Raw genomic sequence first — 15,419 nt, forward strand, 5'->3', positions numbered from 1 at the left:
GATTCTCTGTCTGCGAGCTTCATCGAGAAACTCTTCCAAATTCCAGGGCACAACGCGACCCGCCGTTATGTCCGCCATTCCTTCATCTATGGCAGATCGAAGCGCGCGCAGCTTGTGAAGATTCTCGGTAATTTGCTCCATTGCGCGATGCTAGCGCTTCACCCGCGGCCGCACAATCAGGCACGGGGATACTACACGATCCCCTGTGTCGCCCGCCCCAGCGTCACCTCGACGATCTCCGGCGGCACGCCGACGCGGACCGGCATGATGCTGCATCCAAGGCCGCCGGAAACGATGAGGTCGCATTTCAGGCGGAAGTGGCCGTAGGCGAGCCGCAGGCCGTTCTTGGGCGAAACCGCCGGCGACCAGCCGAGCAGGCGGACCTGGCCGCCATGGGTATGGCCGGACAGTTGCAGCGCGACGCGCGCCGGCACGAGCGGGGCGATGTTGGGCTCGTGCGCGAGCAGGATGACCGGCGCATCGTCGGTGACCTTCGCCAGCGTGCCCGCGAGATCGTCGGCGCCAAGCCGGTGCGCGCGGCCGAAGCGCTTTGAAGGATAGTAGGCCAGCTGATCGCCCAGCCCGGCAAGCCAGAACGGACGACCGTCCTTGGTGAGGCGCACGACGTCGTTCTCGTAGACGGGAATGCCGGCCGCCTCCAGCGCGCGATGTGCGATGGTCGTCCCGTGCCCAGCCTGCTGCACGGTCCTGTCATCCCAATAGTCGTGATTGCCCATGACGGCATGGACGCCGAGCGGCGCCTTGAGGCCGGCCAGCACCCTCGCCCATTCACGCGACGGAATGAGGCGCGTGACGTGGTGAAGGCCGGCGACATAGTCGCCGAGCAACACGATGAGATCGGCGTTCAGCGCATTGGTGCGCTCGACGATGCCCTCGATCCGCTCCAGCGACATCCAGGGATCGCAGGCATGGATGTCGGCGATGGCGGCGATCTTCAGCGAAAAATCCGCCGGCCATTGCCGCGGCGCCGGATGATAGCGGGTGACGCGGAGCCGCAGCACCGGCTCGACGCCAACGCCATAGGCCGCGGTCGAGACGCCGAGAGCGGACAGACCGCCGATGGAACGGATGAGATGACGGCGCGTGATCATGGAAGTCCGCTTCTACTACCGCGTCTTGATGCGGTCCGATTGAAGCGGAATTGGGGTGCGCCCGTGCAGGCCGTCTGCACAAAGGCTACCATCGATTCTCGCCAACCAGCGCATCCAGCCGCGTCTTCAATTCGTCGGGCGCGCGATAGTACCAGACGCCGCCGAGCAGGTCGCGAAAACGCGCATCGGCACGCGCCTCGCGCTCGATGCGGTCGATCGTCACGACGCTGATCACGTCTTCGAGGGGACCGGCAGCCAGCAGCGACAGCAGCACCGGGTTGGACTCGATCTTGAGGATCTCCAGGATCAGGTCGATCATCCTGTCGGGATCGTCCTCGCGCAGGTCGCGCTCGAAATCCATGATCGCGAACAGATTATCGTCCTGGTCGCGCTCGGATCTGGAATATTGCTCGACCCAGGCGCGCGCGAGCTCGGCGACCGACATGTTGGCGCAATCGAGCGGCTCGCGCGGCGTGCGCTGCGCCAGATGGTCGGCATGCCAGGCAGCGCAATCGGCCAGGCCTGCAATCCGCGACATCAAGGGATCGTCGGGAGCGACATGCACGCCACCCAGCAGCCAGCGCAGCCGGTCATTGTGCGCGGCTTCCTGCTCGACGCGCGCCATCAGCTCCTTGCCGTGCGCATGGAATAGCGCCGGCAGGAACTTGTCGTTGAGCTGCATCACTGTCGGCTTGTCGGCCTCGGTCTTGAGAACATCAAGCACGAGATCGAGCGCGGCTTGCGGCCTGCGATGCGGCAGATGGTCGAAATAGACCTTGAGGGCCCAGATGCTGCCGATCTGGTCACGCCGGCTGACGCGCTGAAGCGCGCACCACATCGACGCCAGCTCGCCAAACGGCATCGGATCCAGCAACGCCTCGGTTTCGTCGGGTGTACGCAGCTGCGACGCAGCCGCGATGGCCTCGAGCAGCTTCGTGTCGTCCGTCGGGCCCATTCCTTCCCACTCCAGTCCGCGTGCGGCGATCCCGTTCGCCGCACGTTCGGATTAGTGGTGGAATGGAACCGGTGGGTTCATCGACTGCGGCGATCAGTCATCGCTCTCGTCGGTGCCGAACAGGCCGAACTGTGTCGCATCGCGATTGGGTTCGGCAAGACCGAGATGACGGAAGGCGTGCGAGGTCAGCAGACGGCCGCGCGGGGTGCGCTGGAGATAGCCGCACTGGATCAGGTAGGGCTCGATGATGTCCTCGATCGCGTCGCGCGGCTCGGAGAGCGCTGCGGCCATCGTCTCGACACCGACGGGGCCGCCGCCATAGTTGAGCGCAATGGTCGAGAGATAGCGGCGGTCCATGGCGTCGAGGCCCGCAGCATCGACCTCGAGCGCACTCAGTGCATGATCGGCGATCTTGCGGTCGATCGTGTCGGCATCCGCCGCCGAGGCGAAGTCGCGCACGCGCCTGAGCAGGCGCCCGGCGATGCGCGGCGTGCCGCGGGCGCGGCGCGCGATCTCGTTGGCGCCGTCCGCGCTCATGCCGACATTGAGCACGCGCGCGCCGCGGCTGACGATACTCTCCAGTTCCTCGATGGTGTAGAAGTTGAGCCGCACCGGAATGCCGAAACGGTCGCGCAAGGGATTGGTGAGCAGGCCCGCACGCGTGGTGGCGCCGACGAGGGTGAATTTCGACAGCTCGATCTTCACCGAGCGCGCCGCCGGGCCCTCGCCGATGATGAGGTCGAGCTGAAAATCCTCCATCGCCGGATAGAGCACCTCTTCAACCGCAGGGCTCAAGCGATGGATCTCGTCGATGAAGAGCACGTCACGCTCTTCGAGATTGGTGAGAAGGGCGGCGAGGTCGCCGGCCTTGGCGATCACGGGCCCCGACGTGGCGCGAAAGCCGACGCCGAGCTCCTTGGCCACGATCTGCGCCAGCGTGGTCTTGCCGAGGCCGGGGGGCCCGACGAACAGCACATGATCCAGCGCCTCGCCACGCTTGCGCGCGGCCTCAATGAAGATCGACAGATTCTTGCGCGCCTGCTGCTGGCCGACGAAATCGGACAGCGACTGCGGGCGCAGCGCGGTGTCGCCGACATCATCACTGCGGCGCTCGGGCGAGACCATGCGGTTGGCCTTGGGATCGCTCACTCAGCGAACTCCATGAGATCGTAGGGTGGGCAAAGGCGCTCTTCGCGCCGTGCCCACCATGTCGCTGATCGCTTGATAGATGGTGGGCACGCTTCCGCCTTCGCTCTTCGAGCAATGGCGGACAAGTCGCTTTGCCCACCCTACGAGATTGGCCATTGACGTACTCACTTCGCCAATTCCTTCAACCCCAGCCGAATGAGCTGCGCCGTCTCGGCATTCTCACCGGCACTGCGTGAGGCCGACGCGATCGCGGCCGCCGCCTGCGGCTGGCCGTAGCCGAGATTGACCAGCGCCGAGATCGCATCCGCCACCGGGCGCGGCGCGCGCTGGTCGTCGACGGCGCCGGCGAGATGCACGACCGCCGGATCGACATTGGCGAAGGCCGGCGCCTTGTCCTTCAACTCGGTGACGATGCGCTCGGCGACCTTGGGGCCGACGCCGGGCGTACGCGCCACCGCGGCCTTGTCGCGGAGCGCAATGGCATTGGCGAGATCGGAAGGCGCCAGCGTGCCGAGCACGGCGAGCGCGACCTTGGCGCCGACGCCCTGCACGGTCTGGAGCAGGCGAAACCATTCGCGCTCCTGGTCGGTGCGGAAGCCGAACAGTTTTATTTGATCTTCTCGAACATAAGTCTCAATGGAGAGCACGGTCGCCTCGCCGGGCGAGGGCAGATGCTGCAACGTGCGCGCCGAGCAATGCACCTGGTAGCCGACGCCGCCGACGTCGAGGACGACGTAATCCTCGCCGTAGGAATCGATCAGGCCCTTCAGCTTGCCGATCATATCGAGACCTCGGGCGCGGCAGACACTCCTGTTTCGTCATGGCCGGGCTTGTCCCGGCCATCCACGTGTTCGATACCAGCAAGAAAGAACGTGGATGCCCGGGACAAGCCCGGGCATGACGGCGGTGATACGCGACGATCAATCATATTCCCACCACCTTCAGCCTGAGCGCGGTGCTCTGGCGATGATGGGCGTGGGTGATGGCGATGGCGAGCGCGTCGGCAGCGTCCGCGGACGGCGGCTCGGCCTTCGGCAGCAATATCTTCAGCATCATCGCGATCTGCTGCTTGTCGGCGTGGCCGGCGCCGACCACCGTCTTCTTGACCTGGTTCGGCGCGTATTCGGCGACACTGATGCCGAACATCGCGGGCGCCAGCATGGCGACGCCGCGGGCCTGGCCGAGCTTGAGCGTCGCGACGCCGTCCTTGTTGACGAAGGTCTGCTCGACGGCGGCTTCCATCGGCTTGTGATCGGACAGGATGGCCGCGAGCCCTTCATGGATCGCGAGCAGGCGGCCGGACAGCGGCAGATCGTCCGGCGGTTCCACCGAACCGCAGGCGACGTAGATCAGGCGGTTGCCCTCGGCTTCGATCACGCCCCAGCCGGTACGGCGCAGGCCGGGATCAATGCCGATGATACGAACGGGGCCACGAATCGGAAGCGCAGTCATGGGCCAGTGATAGCGGCTGGCTGCCTGGAGCGAAACAGAAACAGAACGGAAGTAACAGGGGAAAGGCCGTCTCGGGCGCGACGCAGCGCAAAGCGGTGCGGCGCTGAACCGGGCCCATTTTGCCAGCGATGCCTGGAGAACGATGGGTTCCGGCTCTGCGCAGCAGCGTTTCACGCGGCAGCGCGTCCGGGACACGAGAACGGCGTCAGCCGCCCATCTTCGCCATCAGCGCATCCGACACCTCGAAATTGGCGTAGACCTGCTGGACGTCGTCGTGCTCGTTGAGCAGGTCCATCAGCTTGAGCAGCTTCTCGCCGGTCTCGTCGTCGACCGACACGGTGTTCTGCGGCTTCCAGATCAGCGCGGCCTTGCGCGGCTCGCCGAACTTGGCTTCCAGCGCCTTGGCGACGTCGCGATAGCTTTCGGTCGAGGCGTAGATCTCGTGACCGCCTTCGCCGGAGATCACGTCGTCGGCGCCGGCCTCGATCGCGGCATCCAGCACCGCGTCGTCGGAGGCGACGCTGCGGTCATATTCGATGATGCCGGTGCGGTCGAACATGAAGGAGACCGAGCCGGTTTCGCCGAGATTGCCGCCCGACTTGGTGAAGAAGGAACGGATGTCGGAGGCGGCGCGGTTGCGGTTGTCGGTCAGCGCCTCGACGATGACGGCGACGCCGCCCGGGCCATAGCCCTCGTAGCGGATCTCGTCATAGTTCTCGCCGTCGCTGCCGAGCGCCTTCTTGATGGCGCGCTCGATATTGTCCTTCGGCATGTTTTCCTGGCGCGCGGCGATCACGGCGGCGCGCAGGCGCGGGTTCATGGCGGGGTCGGGCGTGCCCAGCTTGGCGGCGACGGTGATTTCCCGCGCCAGCTTGCCGAACAGCTTCGACTTCTGGGCATCCTGCCGCCCCTTGCGGTGCATGATGTTCTTGAATTGGGAATGTCCGGCCATGCGTGGTCTCGTAAAGGAATCGTCCGACAGGGTGAGCGTGGGAAGCGCGGCCTTATAGGCCGCCAACCCACCGGAATCAAAGGGCTCCTGCTGCTCCAAGGTAGCACTGTAACGTTAGCCACCGTAATGGCCCGTGCCTAGATCTCGGGCATTGTTAACCCTGATTTCATTCCGGCCTGCGAAAATAGCGTCCGACCGTTCCCCGACAAGAGAGAGCTGATGGCGTTCGGACTATTTCGGAAGCGTCTGCCGGACATGGCTGCGCCTGCGACCGCCCCGGCGGCTCCGCAGCCCGCGGCCAATTCCGAGCCCGCGCCGACCGCCGAAAACGATTCGGCCAAGGAAATCCTGGAATTGCTGGAACTCGAGCTGGGCGCGATGATTCGCCAGCTCGAGCGCGCCGCCAATTCAGTGGCCGGCGGCGCCGAGGCGACCGCCACGACACTTGCGGCCATTCGCGACCGCACCGACGCCCTGACCGGCCGCACCAACGCCGCGCAGTCGACCGCATCCACCTTTGCCCATGCCGCCGACAAGTTCACCCAGTCCGCGCAAGGCATCGGCGCGCAGGTCCGCGCGGCCGGCAAGCTCGCCGACGAGGCCAGCGCCGCGGCGCAGGAAGCCCGCGCCAATGTCGACCGTCTGCGCGAATCCTCCGCCGCCATCGGCAACGTCGTCAATCTGATCGCGCAGATCGCGCGGCAGACGACGCTGCTCGCACTCAACTCGACCATCGAGGCCGCGCGCGCCGGCGCAGCCGGCAAGGGCTTTGCGGTCGTCGCGACCGAAGTGAAAGCACTCGCGGTCCAGACCCAGGGCGCCACGGAAGAGATCACCAAGAAGATCGACGCGCTCCAGCGCGACGCCGCCGGCTCGGCCGATGCCGTGCACCGCATTTCGCAGGCGATCGAGGCGATCCGCCCGGTGTTCGAGACCGTCAATGGCGCGGTCGCCGAGCAGAACGCCACCACGAGCGAAGTCTCCGGCAACGCCGCCAGCGCCTCCGAGTTCATCGTCTCGGTCGGCCAGAGCGCGGCCGAGATCGACGCCGCGACCAAGGCCGCCGAGAGCCACGGCGAGCACGTCGCCAGCGCCGGCAAGGCGGTCACCACCTTCGCACAGAAGCTGAAATCGCGCTGCGCGGTGCTGCTGCGCCAGAGCGAGCACGACGACCGCCGCAAGACCGAGCGGCTGCCCTGCCATCTCAAATTCGAAACCGCGCGCGGCGTGATGCCGGTCTACGAAATCTCGATGGATAGCCTGCTGATCGGCGGCGCTGACACAGGCCGGCTGGCGCCGCAGGCGATGATCGACGGCAGCCTCGAACAGGTCGGCGCCTGCCGCCTGCGCGTCGTCGAGCAGTCCAAGGCCGGAGCCCGCGCGCAATTCGTTGGTGCCAATGCCGAGCTCCGCGAAAAGATCGAAGACCGGCTGTGGGCGATCCATGAGGAGAACACGGAGTTCGTCACCCGCGCCATGGAAGCGGGCAGCGCGCTGACCGCCATCTTCGAGCAGGCGATTGCGCGCGGCGAGGTCAGGATCGACGACCTGTTCGACACCGACTATGTGGAGATCGCGGGCACCAATCCGCAGCAATTCCGCACCAGATATCTGGACTGGGCCGACCGCGCGCTGCCGCCATTCCAGGAAGCGTTTCTCGCCAGGGAGCCGCGCATGGCGTTCTGCGCCATGGTCGATCGCAACGGCTTCCTGCCGGTGCACAACAAGGTCTATTCGCATCCGCAGCGGCCGGGCGATACCGCCTGGAACACGGCCAACAGCCGCAACCGGCGGATGTTCAACGATCCGGCGGGGCTGGCGGCCGCGCGCAACCTGCGCTCGTACCTGGTCCAGAGCTATGCGCGCGACATGGGCAACGGGAACACGGTGATGATGCGCGAGATCGACGTCCCGATCCGCGTGCAGGGCCGGCACTGGGGTGGATTCCGCACGGCTTACAAGCTCTAGTGCACGCTCAGGCAAGACGCTCAAGCGCGAATCACCTTCAACTTTGAATTCGGAATGGGAATGCCGCGGTGAGCCGATGAACGGCTCCGCTTGGAGAAGGCCCGTACATGTCCCTCGCACAACTTGCAGTCCTGGATACCGGATCCAACCGAACGCTGGCCGAACGGCTGATCGACCAGCTCGCCGACCGCATCGGCGGCCTCGGCGTGGAGCTCGCCGACATCGCCGGCAACGTCCAGGAGGTTGCAAGCCGCGTCGCGAACCAGTCGGAACGCTTCCATCACCTCCAGAAGACGGCCGAGACGATGGTCTCGGCCAACCACGACATCGCCAACGCCTCGCAGGCGGTGCAAACGACCACGTCGGCTGCGGTCGGCGAGATCGCGCAGTCGCGCAGCGCGGTCGATACCGCCGTCAGCCACATCTCCGAGCTCGTCGCGGCCGTGGAGCGGATCGAGGCGCGCCTGAGCGCCGTCGGCTCCGCGCTGGCGCAGGTCGCCAAGGTGTCCGGCTCGATCGAGGCGATCGCGAAACAGACCAACCTGCTCGCCCTCAACGCCACCATCGAGGCCGCGCGGGCCGGCAATGCCGGCCGCGGCTTCGCGGTGGTCGCAAGCGAGGTGAAGAACCTCGCGGAAGCCACCCGCCAGGCCACGCACCAGATCTCCGACACCGTGCGCGATCTCGACGGCCAGATCGAAGGCCTGATCGGCGAGAGCAGCGACGCCTCGCAGCGCGCCAAGACCGCCGGCGAAGGCGCCCAGCAGATCTCCAGCATCATCTCGCGCGTCCAGCAGGGCTTCGCCTCGGTGGAAGCGGAGATCGACAGCGTCGCGCGCGCGGCGACCTCCAATCTCGGCCATTGCGACACCGTCATTGGCGAGCTCAGCGAGCTCGCCAAGGGCGTCGACCTCTCCTCGCGCGATCTCAAGAGCGCCGATCAGCGGGTGACGAAGCTGCTCGACACCTCCGAAGGCCTGATCGCGATGATCGCCGACAGCGGCGTGGAGACGTCGGACACGCCGCTGATCCGGACCGTGGTCGAGACCGCGAAGCGGATCTCGGCCGAGTTCGAGGCCGCGATCGATCGCGGCGAGATCACGCTCGACCAGCTCATGGACGAGACATATCGCGAAATTCCCGGCACCGATCCGAAGCAGTACCTCACCAACTACGTCGACTTCACCGACCGCGTGCTGCCCGCGATCCAGGACCCGCTCCAGAAGTCGGATCCGCGCATCGTCTACTGCGTCGCCTGGGCCAGGAGCGGGTACCTTCCGACCCACAACCCGAACTACCGCCTGCCGCAGGGCAAGGACCCGGTCTGGAACAACGCCAATTGCCGCAACCGGCGCCTGTTCACCGATCGTACGGTGAAGAAGGTGGCGGCGAGCACGAAGCCGTTCCTGCTCCAGACCTACCGCCGCGACATGGGCGGCGGGCAGTTCGTGCTGATGAAGGACTTGTCCTCGCCGGTCATGGTCCGCGGCAAGCACTGGGGCGCGTTCCGGATGGGTTTCCGGCACGGCTGACGGCCACTGCTGCGGCCCTCATATCAAAAATTAAAAAACAACCCCATGCACAGTAACCGGTGCATGGGGAATCAATGGCTTGGGCCTCATCGCACGCAAAGCGCCTGATGAACCCTTGACCCGTCGGGCAAAACAGGGATAGAATGCTAATATTCCGAAAACGTACTTGCGGGAGAGGGGCTGCTCGCCGCACGAGTCCTGCGTCTGCCCCGCACCACATCAGCGACGGGTCCTGGCCCGCCCCCCTCTCGCGTTGCTCGTCGACCTTTGCAGCACCATTCGAGGCAAATGATTTACGAGCCCGATCCCGCGCCTGCTGAGCGTCGAAGCCGCCAGCACTGGTGCGGCGGCTGCTATTGCCATAACAATGGCCGCCGCACATTCGGGGCGCGAGCCCGAACACAATCAGCTGGTTTTCGATGACCCTTCCACCCACCCAAATCGGCGCGCCGCTTTCCGAGATCGATACACCGGCGCTGATCATCGACCTCGACGCCTTCGAGCGCAATCTCGACACGATGGCGGCAGCGGTCGGCAAGCTCGGCGTTCGGTTGCGTCCGCATGCGAAGACCCATAAGTCGCCGATCATCGCGGCCAAGCAGATCGCGCGCGGCGCGGTTGGCATGTGTTGCCAAAAGGTTGCCGAGGCCGAGAGCCTGGTGGCGGGCGGGGTGAGTGACGTCCTCGTCAGCAATGAGGTGGTGGGCCCGCGGAAGCTGGAACGGCTCGCATCCCTCGCGCGCCACGCGCGCATCAGCGTTTGCGTCGACGATCCGATCGTGCTTGGGCAACTGGCGCTCGCCGCGGAACGGGCCGGCTCGCAGATCGAAGTCCTGGTCGAGGTCGACGTCGGCGCCGGTCGCTGCGGCGTCAGGCCGGGGCCAGCCGCAGCCGGCCTGGCGCGGCAGATGGCGGGTTCACGCTTCTTGTCGTTCGGCGGCTTACAGGCCTACCACGGCTCCGCCCAGCACTTGCGCACGCCGGAGGAGCGGCGCACTGCCATCGCCAGTGCCGCGAACGCGACCATGGAGACACTTCGCGTCCTCAAGGAAGCGGGCTTTCAATGCCGGACGATCGGAGGTGCGGGAACCGGGACGTTCGAACTCGAAGGCGCGAGCGGCGTCTGGAACGAATTGCAGGCCGGCTCCTATATTTTCATGGACGCCGACTACGCGAAAAACGTCGCCGACGGGACGCGCAATGCCAACCTGTTTGAACATGCGCTGTTCGTGATCGCGACCGTGATGAGCACCGCCTCCGGCGAACGCGCGGTCATCGATGCGGGCCACAAGGCCCTGTCAAACGACAGCGGATTTCCGGTTGTGCTGGGCCGGCCCGACCTGCGCTATCATCGGCCCTCTGACGAGCACGGCCTGCTCGACTTCGACAGCGCTTCGTCACGACTGGCGATTGGCGACAAGGTGACGCTCATTCCGGGTCATTGCGACCCGACTGTCAATCTCTACGACTGGTATGTCGGCGTGCGCGGCTTCAATACGCCGGATGCCCGCGTGGAGGCGCTTTGGCCGATCGCGGCGCGGGGCGCGGTCACCTGAGATTGACGCATGATTGCGCGTTAATCTCCATCGTCGTCCCGGACAAGCGAAGCGCAGATCCGGGACCCATGCGCCGCAGCATTGGTTTGGCGAAGATTCGGAGTGACCAGCTTCGCAAAACAACTGCGCCCTTGAGGTTATGGCCCGCCCCTCGTTCGCAATTGCGCGCCAAGGCGTGTCCTCATAATTCGGGACCGCCCGTTTCCAAGGGATGAGCAGACGTGGCCTGGCCCGACTGGGAACATCTGCAAATGGGTCATAGCCGGAAGTCTCTGGTGTCAGGTGCGATGTCCACCAAGTGCTAAATGTACCGGCACCACTTAGGCGAAGTTCAATCGACTCCAGAGAGCTCAATAGTCGAATGCTTGCTCATTGATCGAGCCCATTCAGAGAAGGCTTCGATCGCCTCCAACCTCGGATGTGTTGGCAAGTGCATGAGGTAAAAGCCGTAGCCAGGAAGCGTCAACTTCGAGACTTCCACGAGTGCTCCGCTCGCAAGCTCGGGCGCCACCAACACGTCGCTGCAGATCGCAATGCCCTGACCTGAGATGGCCGCTTCGATGGCATGCAGTTCCTCGCGGAACGCGAGATTGGGCAAGCGCGCAAGGTCAGGCACCCTCTTGAAGCGCTGCCGCGCCTTTGCCTGCCAGCGCTGCCAGGTCGGTGCGTTGCGGTTGCTGGATGGCCACTCGATGTCGATCATGGGGAACTTCGCAAGTTCAGCCGGGCTGAGTGATTTACCGCCAGCGCCAATCAGCTTCGGGCTCGCAACCACACGAAACGTGTCACGCGTCAGCTCGATGGACGTGCTGCCGGCCGGCGGCCGGCGCGCATATCGGATGGCGATGTCGGCCTCACCGGTTGCGAGGTCAAGGACGGCGTCTGTCCCCAGAATGTCGAGCTTTAGGCGCGGATGCGCTTCCCGCCATTTGGGCAGCCGCGGCACCAGCCATCGCGCCGCAAAAGCATTGGTGGCAGTGATGCGCAACCGCCCGCCGACCGAGCTCGCTCGTACCTGCTCCAGTATATTCGCGAAGGCCAGAAATCCCTCGCATACCACCGGGAAAAGCAGTTCGCCCGCCGCCGTCAGCTTAAGCGGACGAGGCCTTCGCCGGAACAGGTCCCTGCCGCAATGGCGTTCGAGCAACTTGATCTGATGGCTGATCGCCGTCGGCGTGACCAACAATTCCGCTGCGGCCTCCTTGAAGCTCAGATGGCGGGCCGCGGCCTCAAAGGCCCGCAATTCGGTTAACGGCGGGAGCTGGTGCATGGCTCAACCTAGATGAATCAAGTTCATCTTGCACCTGAATTATCCGAGCTTGCCAGCAGCGCGGATTGCGGCAGAGACTGACAGCATTGGCAGGAGCACCCACATCATGCTGGCGAAAGCCCCCGGGCAAGTGGCCGATTATCTCGACGCGATCGCGCAGCTTGCGCCGCTGGTCGTCAAACATCGTGGTTCGTTCGATAGCGAGCGCCGGCTTCCAACTGCCGTGTTCAACGCGCTGGCGGATGCCGGGCTGTTCCGGCTGTGGTTGCCTCGCGCATTAGGAGGTCCGCAATTGTCGCCGATCGACTTCATGTCGGTCGTGGAAGCCGCATCCATGCTCGACGGTTCGATCGGGTGGCTGGTCGGCAATGGCGGCGGCATCAGTCGCACCGGCGGCTATTTGCCCGAGCCTGTCGCGCGCGAGATCTTCTCTGATCCGCGCGCTTTTGTTGTGTCCGCTACCGGCGCAGTCGGCGAGGCGCAGAAGGCCGAAGGCGGCTATCGCGTTACTGGCCGCTGGCCGTTCGGCAGCGGCGCGCATCACGCGTCGCATTTCATGGCGCTCGCGAGCACGAAAGATGCCAACGGCAACGACGAGCCGCCGCGGTTCTACTATTTCAGACGCAGCGACGTCGTGATCCACGATACTTGGCGCGTATCGGGGTTGCGCGCGACCGGCAGCTGCGATTTCGAGGTCTGCGATCTCTTTGTTTCCGCGCACCACTCGCATGACTTCATCGGTGCTGGCCCGACGCAGGACGGGTGCGTCTATCGTTTGCCCGCTGTATCGGCATTTGCCTGGACCGTTGGAACAGTTCCGCTTGGAATAGCGCGCGGTGCGATGAACGCCTTTGTCGAGCTAGCGAGCCGTACAGCTCGGCATGGCCAAAGCATGACGATGCGCGACCGCGAGATCGTGCAAAGCAATTTCGGGCGGGCAGATGCCCTGCATCGTGCCGCCCGCGCTTTTCTGATCAGTGCTGCGACGGAATTGATTGCGGCGCTGGAGGAAGATGGACTGCGCCTGATCGAAGCCCGTGCGGTGTTCAGAACGGCCTGTACTCATGCAGCCGAAACCGCGCTGCGGATCGCCGACATTCTCGCCAGTGAGGCCGGCACCGGTTCGATGCTCGAGAGCTCACCGATCGAGCGCTACATCCGCGACATTCAGGCGGCGACCAAGCACATTGCGATGACGCCGAACAATTATCTCGTTTCGGGGCGCGTCGGGCTTGGCCTCGATCCGGGCACCAATCGGTTCTAGACTGCAGTCTCGTAGGGCAAAGCGAAGCGTGCCCTCGACCTTTGACGATCGAGAAAGATCGTGGGCACGGCGCAAGTGCGCCTTTGCCCACCCTACGATTCTGAAGGTGTGTCGCCGCAAACACCACTTGCCTTCTCCCCTTGTGGGAGAAGGTGGCGCGAAGCGCCGGATGAGGGGTTGTCTCCGCAGATTCAAATGCGAGAGGCTCACGCGCGGAGAGAACCCCTCACCCGTCTCGCCGCTACGCGGCGAGCCACCCTCTCCCACAAGGGGCGAGGGTGCACCGGCGATGCCGCAAAAGACTTCAGCTCAACCAGAACTTCGGCGTCGTCGGCTCGAGCCGGCCGCCGACACGCACCGGCGCAATGCGCAGTGCGAGGCCCGTCGCGTCATCCGTTTCCACCGCGACGCCGCTGAGCGTCGCCGCACCCGCCGCCGGCTCGAAACGCCCCGAGGGAATCCCCGACGTGAACCGGCGCAGCGGCTCTTCCTTCTGCATGCCGATGATGGAATCGTAATCGCCGGTCATGCCGGCATCGGTCATGTAGGCGGTGCCGCCGTTAAGGATCTGGTGGTCGGCGGTCGGCACGTGCGTATGCGTGCCGACGACGAGGCTGGCGCGGCCGTCGCAGAAGAAGCCGATGCCCTGCTTCTCGCTGCTCGCCTCGCAATGGAAGTCGACGACGATGGCGTCGGCGGCAACGCCGAGCGGGCAGGCGCCGAGCTCGCGCTCCAATGCGGCAAAGGGATCGTCGAACGGGGTCATGAAGACGCGGCCCAAAGCGTTGACGACCAGCGCGTGCTTGCCGTTCTTGGTCTCGACCAAAGCGGCGCCGCGGCCCGGCGTGCCGCGCGGATAGTTCGCCGGACGCACCAGGCGCTCGGCGCGCTCGATGAACACCAGGGCCTCGCGCTGGTCCCAGGAGTGATTGCCGAGCGTCACCGCGTCGGCGCCGGCGTCGAGAAATTCCTGGTAGATCGCTTCCGTGATGCCGAAGCCGCCGGCCGCATTCTCGCCGTTGACGACGACGAAATCGAGCGACCAGTCCCTGATCATGCCGGGCAGATATTCCGCAATGGCATTGCGCCCGCTACGGCCGACGACATCACCCACGAAGAGAATGCGCAACTTCAGAACTCCGGAAATCAAACACGTCCGATTCCGTTAGCACATAATCCAGCGCGACGTCGTGCGATAGTGCCGGAACCGCCTCGATCTCCTGCGCTGCAAAAGCAAGCCCGATGCCGACGATGTGCTTGGTCTTGCGTAAGTGAGCAAAGGTGAAATCGTAATGCCCCGCGCCATAGCCGATGCGGTGGCCGAGCCGGTCGAAGGCCGCGAGCGGCGTCAGCATGATGTCGGGGATCACCTCGGCGGCGGCCGGCGACGGCTCGGGAATGCCGAGCGGGCCCATCATCAGCCGGTCGTTCGGATGGAAGATGCGGAAGACCAGCGACTGGCCGCGCGCGGTGACGCAAGGCAGCGCCAGCTTCGCGCCCTCCTCGGCGAGCTTCCTCAACAGCGGCATCGGATCGATCTCGCTGCGGATCGGCGAATAGCCGGAGACGATGCTGCCCGGCAGCAGCTTGAACGGCAGCCCGCGCTTGGCGAGTTTTGCGGCGGCGGCGGTGCGCTTCTTCTCGCTCAGCGCGTCGCGTTTGGCGAGGGCTCTGGCACGGAGTTCGGATTTGGTGTTGGTCATGTGCGCTTGCTCCGCCGTCATCACCCGCGAAGGCGGGTGATCCAGTATTCCAGAGACGCCAGTGATGAAACATCGACGCCGCGGCGTACTGGATGCCCCGCTTTCGCGGGGCATGACACTGCCGGTTTGTCGTGGACGGCTATTCGACAAGGACGCATTGTCAGCAAACAAAAGTGCGAAGCCGCGTACGCCGTTGAAGCACTCGATCCCGGAGTTCCCTACGAAAGTAGGTGGGCACCATATGTCCGGGCCCACGGGCCCGGCCAGGGACAGTTCCCTAAAGGATCGATAAGGCCCCGGGGATATATGGCTCCGGACGCGCGTCGCAGCCTCGCTCACGCAATGTAGCAACGATACTGACGAATAACCAGCCCGGTGGCGGGTGGCGCTTTCGCCGGCGCACTTTCTTACCCTCCCCTGGAGGGGGAGGGTCGGCTCACATGGAGCGCAGCGAAAATGTGAGACGGGGTGGGGTGACGGTCTCTCCGCGTCGAACGCTGCCCGAG

13 protein-coding genes and 1 other RNA gene are annotated in these 15,419 nt (G+C 65.0%); 4 read left to right on the top strand and 10 right to left on the bottom strand.

Translation table 11 applies throughout. The annotated features are described in order from the left end of the window. Window positions 1-191 precede the first annotated feature (191 nt). The 6 genes from AC1RUR_RS14170 to AC1RUR_RS14195 form a co-directional block, all read right to left on the bottom strand. A complete protein-coding gene (locus tag AC1RUR_RS14170; RefSeq protein WP_492844900.1) occupies window positions 192-1,112 on the bottom strand; it encodes a metallophosphoesterase in 921 nt (306 codons plus the stop codon). 85 nt (window positions 1,113-1,197) lie between these two features. Further along, entirely contained in the window at window positions 1,198-2,067 is an 870-nt protein-coding gene (locus AC1RUR_RS14175) for a DUF6869 domain-containing protein (protein WP_492844902.1), read from the bottom strand. Window positions 2,068-2,160: 93 nt separating this feature from the next. Next, window positions 2,161-3,192 carry a Holliday junction branch migration DNA helicase RuvB gene (gene ruvB, locus AC1RUR_RS14180; RefSeq protein WP_492845282.1) on the bottom strand — a complete coding sequence of 344 codons (1,032 nt, stop codon included), beginning with the start codon at window positions 3,190-3,192 and terminating at the stop codon, window positions 2,161-2,163. Between the two features lie 188 nt (window positions 3,193-3,380). Continuing rightward, the gene (ruvA, locus tag AC1RUR_RS14185) at window positions 3,381-3,998 is read right to left on the bottom strand and encodes a Holliday junction branch migration protein RuvA (RefSeq protein WP_492844904.1); all 618 of its coding nucleotides are present in this window, start codon (window positions 3,996-3,998) and stop codon (window positions 3,381-3,383) included. 142 nt (window positions 3,999-4,140) lie between these two features. Continuing rightward, window positions 4,141-4,668, bottom strand: coding sequence for a crossover junction endodeoxyribonuclease RuvC (ruvC, locus tag AC1RUR_RS14190; protein ID WP_492844906.1), 528 nt, complete (start codon window positions 4,666-4,668; stop codon window positions 4,141-4,143). A gap of 205 nt (window positions 4,669-4,873) precedes the next feature. Continuing rightward, a complete protein-coding gene (locus AC1RUR_RS14195) occupies window positions 4,874-5,620 on the bottom strand; it encodes a YebC/PmpR family DNA-binding transcriptional regulator (RefSeq protein ID WP_492844907.1) in 747 nt (248 codons plus the stop codon). A 219-nt stretch (window positions 5,621-5,839) separates the two neighbouring features. Here AC1RUR_RS14195 and AC1RUR_RS14200 point away from each other — a divergent pair, with 219 nt between their 5' ends. From AC1RUR_RS14200 to AC1RUR_RS14210, 3 genes are all read left to right on the top strand, one after another. After that, the gene (locus AC1RUR_RS14200; protein WP_492844909.1) at window positions 5,840-7,588 is read left to right on the top strand and encodes a methyl-accepting chemotaxis protein; all 1,749 of its coding nucleotides are present in this window, start codon (window positions 5,840-5,842) and stop codon (window positions 7,586-7,588) included. 107 nt (window positions 7,589-7,695) lie between these two features. Beyond that, the gene (locus tag AC1RUR_RS14205; RefSeq protein WP_492844911.1) at window positions 7,696-9,120 is read left to right on the top strand and encodes a methyl-accepting chemotaxis protein; all 1,425 of its coding nucleotides are present in this window, start codon (window positions 7,696-7,698) and stop codon (window positions 9,118-9,120) included. A gap of 419 nt (window positions 9,121-9,539) precedes the next feature. After that, on the top strand, window positions 9,540-10,676 hold the full coding sequence (locus AC1RUR_RS14210; protein ID WP_492844913.1) for a DSD1 family PLP-dependent enzyme: 1,137 nt from the start codon (window positions 9,540-9,542) through the stop codon (window positions 10,674-10,676). A 331-nt stretch (window positions 10,677-11,007) separates the two neighbouring features. Here AC1RUR_RS14210 and AC1RUR_RS14215 read toward each other — a convergent pair whose 3' ends face one another. Then, window positions 11,008-11,946, bottom strand: a complete 939-nt coding sequence (locus AC1RUR_RS14215; protein ID WP_492844915.1) for a LysR substrate-binding domain-containing protein — start codon at window positions 11,944-11,946, stop codon at window positions 11,008-11,010. A 106-nt stretch (window positions 11,947-12,052) separates the two neighbouring features. Here AC1RUR_RS14215 and AC1RUR_RS14220 point away from each other — a divergent pair, with 106 nt between their 5' ends. Continuing rightward, window positions 12,053-13,210: an acyl-CoA dehydrogenase family protein gene (locus AC1RUR_RS14220; RefSeq protein WP_492844917.1), complete on the top strand. Its 1,158-nt coding sequence runs from the start codon at window positions 12,053-12,055 to the stop codon at window positions 13,208-13,210. 304 nt (window positions 13,211-13,514) lie between these two features. Here AC1RUR_RS14220 and AC1RUR_RS14225 read toward each other — a convergent pair whose 3' ends face one another. The 3 genes from AC1RUR_RS14225 to ssrS form a co-directional block, all read right to left on the bottom strand. Beyond that, a complete protein-coding gene (locus AC1RUR_RS14225) occupies window positions 13,515-14,339 on the bottom strand; it encodes a TIGR00282 family metallophosphoesterase (RefSeq protein WP_492844919.1) in 825 nt (274 codons plus the stop codon). Next, window positions 14,317-14,913 (bottom strand): 5-formyltetrahydrofolate cyclo-ligase, encoded by a 597-nt coding sequence (locus AC1RUR_RS14230; RefSeq protein WP_492844921.1) that lies wholly within the window; start codon window positions 14,911-14,913, stop codon window positions 14,317-14,319. The genes AC1RUR_RS14225 and AC1RUR_RS14230 overlap by 23 nt, the downstream gene beginning before the upstream one ends. Before the next feature lie 174 nt (window positions 14,914-15,087). After that, a non-coding RNA gene (ssrS, locus tag AC1RUR_RS14235) (6S RNA) lies at window positions 15,088-15,248 on the bottom strand. Window positions 15,249-15,419: the final 171 nt, after the last annotated feature.

It is taken from the genome of Bradyrhizobium sp. GW821-FHT12B03 (assembly GCF_058807535.1).

What these genes read in the sequence shown, in the direction of transcription:
- ruvC (WP_492844906.1), bottom strand. Translation starts at nt 4,668, where the DNA reads ATGACTGCGCTTCCGATTCGTGGCCCCGTTCGTATCATCGGCATTGAT.
- AC1RUR_RS14215 (WP_492844915.1), bottom strand. Translation starts at nt 11,946, where the DNA reads ATGCACCAGCTCCCGCCGTTAACCGAATTGCGGGCCTTTGAGGCCGCG.
- AC1RUR_RS14200 (WP_492844909.1), top strand. Translation starts at nt 5,840, where the DNA reads ATGGCGTTCGGACTATTTCGGAAGCGTCTGCCGGACATGGCTGCGCCT.
- AC1RUR_RS14230 (WP_492844921.1), bottom strand. Translation starts at nt 14,913, where the DNA reads ATGACCAACACCAAATCCGAACTCCGTGCCAGAGCCCTCGCCAAACGC.
- AC1RUR_RS14195 (WP_492844907.1), bottom strand. Translation starts at nt 5,620, where the DNA reads ATGGCCGGACATTCCCAATTCAAGAACATCATGCACCGCAAGGGGCGG.
- ruvA (WP_492844904.1), bottom strand. Translation starts at nt 3,998, where the DNA reads ATGATCGGCAAGCTGAAGGGCCTGATCGATTCCTACGGCGAGGATTAC.
- AC1RUR_RS14220 (WP_492844917.1), top strand. Translation starts at nt 12,053, where the DNA reads ATGCTGGCGAAAGCCCCCGGGCAAGTGGCCGATTATCTCGACGCGATC.
- AC1RUR_RS14170 (WP_492844900.1), bottom strand. Translation starts at nt 1,112, where the DNA reads ATGATCACGCGCCGTCATCTCATCCGTTCCATCGGCGGTCTGTCCGCT.
- AC1RUR_RS14210 (WP_492844913.1), top strand. Translation starts at nt 9,540, where the DNA reads ATGACCCTTCCACCCACCCAAATCGGCGCGCCGCTTTCCGAGATCGAT.
- AC1RUR_RS14175 (WP_492844902.1), bottom strand. Translation starts at nt 2,067, where the DNA reads ATGGGCCCGACGGACGACACGAAGCTGCTCGAGGCCATCGCGGCTGCG.
- ruvB (WP_492845282.1), bottom strand. Translation starts at nt 3,192, where the DNA reads ATGGTCTCGCCCGAGCGCCGCAGTGATGATGTCGGCGACACCGCGCTG.
- AC1RUR_RS14205 (WP_492844911.1), top strand. Translation starts at nt 7,696, where the DNA reads ATGTCCCTCGCACAACTTGCAGTCCTGGATACCGGATCCAACCGAACG.